At 70.1% G+C, this 6,239-nt stretch carries 3 protein-coding genes and 1 pseudogene; 1 reads left to right on the forward strand and 3 read right to left on the reverse strand.

Annotated features, from left to right (window positions below; translation table 11 throughout):
• Positions 1–192 precede the first annotated feature (192 nt).
• From KME77_RS25895 to recO, 3 genes are all read right to left on the reverse strand, one after another.
• Positions 193–3,696 carry a S8 family serine peptidase gene (locus KME77_RS25895; RefSeq protein ID WP_219471550.1) on the reverse strand — a complete coding sequence of 1,168 codons (3,504 nt, stop codon included), beginning with the start codon at positions 3,694–3,696 and terminating at the stop codon, positions 193–195.
• Between the two features lie 168 nt (positions 3,697–3,864).
• A complete protein-coding gene (locus tag KME77_RS25900; RefSeq protein WP_246610750.1) occupies positions 3,865–4,692 on the reverse strand; it encodes an isoprenyl transferase in 828 nt (275 codons plus the stop codon).
• Positions 4,635–5,369: a DNA repair protein RecO gene (gene recO, locus KME77_RS25905; protein WP_219471552.1), complete on the reverse strand. Its 735-nt coding sequence runs from the start codon at positions 5,367–5,369 to the stop codon at positions 4,635–4,637. Before recO ends, KME77_RS25900 begins: the two co-directional genes overlap by 58 nt.
• 140 nt (positions 5,370–5,509) lie before the next feature.
• Here recO and KME77_RS25910 point away from each other — a divergent pair.
• Positions 5,510–6,239: pseudogene (locus tag KME77_RS25910) on the forward strand (CDP-alcohol phosphatidyltransferase family protein); the annotation flags it as partial.

Genomic DNA, 6,239 nt, shown 5'->3' on the forward strand with positions numbered 1-6,239 from the left:
CGGCCCCCCCCCCCCGGGGCGCCGGGGACCCGGACTTCTAGCGCCGCGCGGGGCCCGCCGATTCACCTTCCGGACGCCCGGCGGCTGCATTACGATCACTCAGGCTCCCTGGCCCGCCCGAGAGGCGGACCAGGGAGTTACCCGTAAGCGGAGTTACCCGTAAGTGGAGTCACCCGTAAGTGGAGCTGCCCGTCACGGGGCGGTCCTGTCGGGCCGCTCCGAGATGCGGACGGCGTTGACGATCGTCTTGCCCTGCCGGGTGGCGAAGCGGACGTTGAGCTGGCCGTCGGTGACCCTCACCGTGTACTGCCTGTTGACGGCCGTGTACGTGCCCGCCTCCAGCGCCAGGTCCAGGGCCGGGATCGCGAGCTGCCCCTCGACCAGCACGTCGAAGACGCGGCGGCCGATCTGGGTGTTCTTGACGTCGGCGAAGCCCAGCTCGACGGTGTACGTCCCGGCCGGGACGTTGTCGAAGCGGTACTCCAGCATCCCTTCCCGCGCCGTCTTGAACAGCGCCTGGTCGTCGGTGCCCTTGATCGTCTTCGACGAGGTGACCGTGCCGGTGGAGGTGGCGACGTAGCCGTAGCTGCCGCTGGTGTACTTCCTGTCGGCCGTCCAGGCGTCACCGGCGGCGTCGGTCACCGCCCTGGTGCCGCCGACCTCCAGCGCCACCTGGAGCTTGGGCACCACGACCGTCACCTTGACCTCCAGGACGGGCTGCCGCCCGCTGGCCGACCTGATGACCAGCTTGCCGGCGCGCAGCGTGCCGGCCGCGACGCCGTTGCTGTTGACGGTGACCCTGAGCGTCACCGCCTGCCCCTTGGTGAGGTTGCCGGACGTCGGGGTGACGCCGATCCAGCTCTGCGCCGGGTCGGCGGCGACGGTGTAGGCGGTGGCCGAGCCGAGGTTGGTGAGCTGGAGCGTACGGGTCCGGCTGGCGTTCGCCGGCATCACCACGGTCAGCTCGCTGACCGAGGCGCTCACCGCGCCGGTGATCAGCGCCGTGTCGATCCTGGTGACGGTGGTCGGCGCGATCGTGACGGCCTTGGTGAAGGTGCCGTAGTTCTCCTTCGCCACCGACACCTGGTAGTCGCCGGCCAGGACCTGCCCGTAGAAGGAGCCGTCGTCGCCGGTCGTGTACGTGGCCACGTCGCCGATCTTGACCGTCGCGCCCGCCAGCGGCCGGCCGTCGTTGGCGTCGGTGACCAGGCCGGTGACCAGGCCGTGCCTGCTGGCGATGAACGACAGGCTCTGCCCGTTGGTCAGCGCCGCCTCCTCATAGGAGTACTGGAAGGCGTCGGTGCCGCCGGGGTTCTCGACGCCGACGGTGGCGCTGGTGCCCTTGTCGCGCTCGCTCTCGACGTCCTTGTAGCGGTAGCTCATCGTGCCGTCCTCGCCCAGCAGGGCCGAGAACGAGATGCGCTGGTCGGTGGCGCTGTAGAACTTGACGTTGCGCCATTCGATGACGAACTGCCGGTGCGGCGCCGTGCCGGTGACGCCGGTGTAGATGCCGCCCTCGGCGTCGGCGACCAGGTCGTCCCAGTACGGGTAGACGGCGTTGTTCGGCGTGCCGGTGCTCGGGATCCTGCCGTTGCTGCCGGTGACGATCTTGTCGGTGGCGAAGCTGGCGAACCCGTTCGTGCTCACCCACGCCTTGTTCTGGCCGGTCCCGTAGAACGGGACCGCGAACGGCAGCGTGATCTGCTGCGCCTCGTCGTCGCCGGTCAGTGCCAGCTTCTCGGTGCCGGCCACGTACGGGTCGGCGCCGCTGCGGCAGGTGTAGCCGAAGTTGTCGCCGCGCAGCGGCAGCTCGACGTCCTTGGTCACGTCACCGGCCACCGTCACCGGCGCCGTCGCGGCCGTCGAGCAGCGGGAGGTGGGGGTGACCTTCAGGCTGTAGGTGCCGTCCGGCAGCGTGAGGCGGTAGCGCCCGGAGGCGTCCGTCACCGTGCTGAGCGGCGTGCCGACGGCCTCGATCTTGGCGCCGGGCTCGGGCGTGCCGGCCGTGGTGACCGTGCCGCTGACGACGCCCGACGACTTCTGCGTCATCGTCACGTCGGCGGTGGTGCTCTGGTTCGCGGTGACGGTCGCCGTCGCGGTGCCGTTGTCGTAGCCGAACTTCTCGGCCGTGACCTGGTAGTCGCCCGGCAGCAGGCGCGGGACGGCGTACGTGCCGTCCGCCCCGGTGATCACCGTGCGGCTCAGCGGCCCGGTGATGGTGATCGTCGCGCCGGGCACGGGGCTGCCGGCGGCCGTGACCGTGCCGTTGAGGCCGCCGAGCTCGTCGTGCGGCGCGGCCTGGACCGCGGCGTAGGCGTCGAGCCTGCCCTCGCCCCAGATGTTGTTGTCGGTGGCGGTGCCGCCGCAGGCGGTGTCGTTGACGTCGATCGCGGTGCTGTCGAGCAGCGGCCGGGTGGCGGCCACGTCGTTCTGCAGCGCGGGCGAGGCCGACCAGATCAGCGCGACCGTGGCCGCGACGTGCGGCGAGGCCATCGACGTGCCGGTGTAGCTGTCGTAGCCGTTGCCGGGGACCGAGGAGCGGACGTTGACGGCGGGGGCGGCGATGTTCGGCTTGATCTCGCCGTTCTCGCCCTCGCCCTTGCTGGAGCGGGTGTACAGGGCGTTGTTGACGTCGAAGCCACCGGCGCTGTAGCTGATCACGTACTGGCCGGGCGAGCCGCTGGTGCGGCAGGCGGGCCCCTCGTTGCCGTTGGCGAAGGCCGGGAAGATGCCCGCGGCCACCCACGCCTCGACGATCTCCTTGTACCAGGGGTCGAACCCGTCGCCGCCCCAGGAGTTGTTGACAATGTCGGGGGCCAGGTCGGGGCGCGGGTTGGCGCCGTTCAGGTCGGTGGGGGCCACCATCCACTGGCCGGCGGCCAGCAGCGAGGCGTCGGTGCAGGTGCTGACCTCGCAGCCCTTGGCGGCGATCCAGCGGGCGCCGGGGGCGACGCCGATGCCGTTGGCGCCGACCATGGTGCCCATGGTGTGGGTGCCGTGCCCGTTGTTGTCACAGGGGGCGGGGCTGGGGCAGACGTGCGCCGGATCGAACCAGTTGTAGTTGTGGTCGAGCGACCCGTCCGGGTTCTTGCCCCGGTACGAGGCCGCCAGCTCGGGGTGGTCGAACTGGGCGCCGGTGTCGATGTGGCCGACCACGATGCCCTCGCCGCGGTCGCCCAGCTCGCTCCAGACGCGGGGGGCGTTGATGCGGTCGATGTTCCACTCGACGGCGTTGATCCTGGCCTCGGCCTTGCCGGGATCCGGCTTGGGCAGCGAGACGGTCCTGATCGGGTCGATGGCGGTGACCTCGGGCAGCTTGGCGATCTCCGCGGCCAGCTTGGAGTCGGCGGTCACCCTGACCGCGTTGACGATCCAGTACGGGGTGTAGTCCGCCTTGTGGTCGTCGAGCAGCTTGCGGAGGCCGGCCTGGGAGCTGTCGGCCTTCTCGGTCTTGGCCTCGTACACCTGCTCGGCCTTGTCGTCCTTGGAGACGGCCCGTCGGGCGCCGCTGAGGTCGGCGGCGCCCTTCAGGCGTACCCAGAAGGTGGCCTTACCGTCGGAGGCCAGGTCGGCTTGGACGGTCTTGTTAACTTTGTCCGGGTCAGGGGCGGCCTGGGCCACGCCTTGAGGGAGGACGAGGGTGAGGGCGGCGGTGACCGCGATCAAGGTCGCACGCCAGCGGGGGGTGGTCGGCACACGCTCTCCTTCAGCCATGGAGTAGAGCTGATCTTTACGCCTCTGGGGAAGAGAGTGTGATGCCGTTGTCAGCTTTGCAAGGGTCTGGGTCTAACAAAACATGACAGGTCATGAAATGTAATCTGGTAAGTGCTATGTGATGACTGCGACCCCTGAGACCCCTTTTGCCTAGACCTGGTTGGGGAGCGCCCCGCCGTAACGCCGGTCGCGCTTGGCGTACGTCTCGCACGCCTCCCACAGGTCGCGCCGGTCGAAGTCCGGCCACAGCCGGTCCAGGAAGACCATCTCCGCGTACGCCGACTGCCACAGCAGGAAGTTGGAGAAGCGCTGCTCCCCCGACGAGCGCACGAACAGGTCGACCGCCGGGATCTCGGGCTCGTCCAGGTAGCGGGCGAACACCTTCTCGTTCACCTTCGACGGCTTGACCCGGCCCGCCGCGATGTCCTCGGCCAGTCGCAGCGCCGCCTCGACGATCTCGGCCTGACCGCCGTAGTTGACGCAGAACTGCAACGTCAGCTTGCTGTTGCCGCGCGTCATCTCCTCGGCCTGCTGCAGCTCGGAGATCACGCTCTTCCACAGGCGGCCCGGCTTGCCGGCCCAGCGCACCCGTACGCCCATCGCGTGCAGCTCGTCGCGGCGGCGGCGGATCACGTCGCGGTTGAAGCCCATGAGGAAGCGGACCTCGTCGGGCGAGCGCTTCCAGTTCTCGGTCGAGAACGCGTACGCCGACAGATAGGGCACGCCCAGCTCCAGGGCGCCCTCGATGACGTCGAACAGCGACGCCTCGCCCGCCTTGTGCCCTTCGGTACGCGACAGGCCCCGCGCCTTGGCCCAGCGGCCGTTGCCGTCCATGACGATCGCCACGTGCCTGGGCACCAGGTCTCGCGGGATGGGCGGCGGGATCGCGCCGGACGGATGCGGGGACGGCGGTCGGATGTTCACACGGGCTCCCTTTCGACGTGTCGGAGAGAGCGTATTCCGTGTTCGAGATGCCATTGCAGATATGCCGCCACCAGACCGCTGCACTCGCCGCGATGGCGCGACTGCGAGGCGTCGGCCGTGGCCCAGTCGCCGCGCAGCAGCGCCGTCATCAGCCCGATCGTCTCCCCCGCCGGGACCACGGAGCCGGACGGCTTGCACGCCCCGCACACCACGCCGCCCGCCACGATGGCGAACGCCCTGATCGCCGGCGCCCGGCACTTGGCGCACGCGTCGAGCGCCGGGGCGTAGCCGGCCACGGCCAGCGAGCGCAGGAAGTAGGCGTCGAGGACCAGCCTGGCCTCGTGCTCGCCCTCGGCCAGCGTGCGCAGCCCGCCCACCAGCAGCAGGAACTGCCGCAGCGCGGGCTCCTTCTCGCCGTGGGTCAGCCGGTCGGCCGTCTCCAGCATCGCGGTGCCGGCCGTGTAGCGGGGATAGTCGATCGCCAGCGCCTCGCCGTAGGGCCTGATCGTCTCGGCCTGGGTGACGACGTCGAGCGTACGGCCGGTGTGCAACTGCAGGTCAACGTGGGTGAACGGCTCCAGCCGCGCGCCGAAGCGCGAGGTGGTGCGGCGCACGCCCTTGGCGACGGCGCGAACCTTCCCGGTGCGCTTGGCCAGGACGGTGACGATGCGGTCGGCCTCGCCGAGCTTCTGCGTGCGCAGGACGACGCCCTCGTCACGATAGAGACTCACCGGCACATCTTACGGCGTGTCACCGTCATGCTCGGTGGAGCGACTTTGCGGAACCGTCATTAGACTTTGACGTCTGTCCCTGCATCACCCGCTGTTCATCTAGAGTTCCAAACCCCCCTGAACTGCCTCGAAAGGGAGTCATGACCCGCGTGGTCCTGCTGGGCTCGTCGCCCGGCCCTGACACCGCTCCGACCGGCTTGAGGCTGGCCGCGCTGCCCGGAAGTCCCAGCGCGGCCGAACGGCTGCGCAGCCAGATCCTTGCCATGGATCCGCAGCCGGCCGTGACCGAGCCCGGAGACGTGGCCGCCGCCCTGCGCGCCGTGGCCGCCGCCGCCGAGTCCGCGACGGAGCCCCTGTTCCTGATCCCGGACAACTCGGTCGTCCACGACGAGCTGATCTACCAGATCACCAAGACCAAACGCGGCGCCCTCGCGCTCATCGCCAAGGAGCCGCGGCCGGAGGTGGTCGACGAGGCGCAGGAAGAGATCATCCCGATCGACGAGGCCGAGCCCGAGATCGGCCGCAACAGGCTGGAGGGGCTGCCGGTCCGCGCCCGCGCCGGCAAGTCCCGGGTGATCTCCGTCGGCACCGCCACCCACGCGGTGACCCGGCCCAACGCCGCGCTGCTCGGCCCGCTGCACATCAGCCTGCGGAACGCTCCCGTGCTCGCCGAGACCTGCCGTGAGCTGGCCGACATGGCGCAGACGTTCGGCGAGGACGACGACCTGCTCCAGCTCATCGTCTTCGGGCTGGTGCGCAAGGGCGTGTCGGTCGGCATCCGCGGCCGCCGCGACCTGTACTACCGCCGGCTCTTCACCCAGGCGGACGCCGACGAGGCCGCCGCCGAGATGTCCGGCATCAACGAGGACC

Origin of the sequence: Nonomuraea rhizosphaerae, from assembly GCF_019396405.1 — a bacterium.
GTDB classification, from domain to species: domain Bacteria; phylum Actinomycetota; class Actinomycetes; order Streptosporangiales; family Streptosporangiaceae; genus Nonomuraea; species Nonomuraea rhizosphaerae.

What these genes read in the sequence shown, in the direction of transcription:
- KME77_RS25900 (WP_246610750.1), bottom strand. Translation starts at nt 4,692, where the DNA reads ATGGCATCTCGAACACGGAATACGCTCTCTCCGACACGTCGAAAGGGA.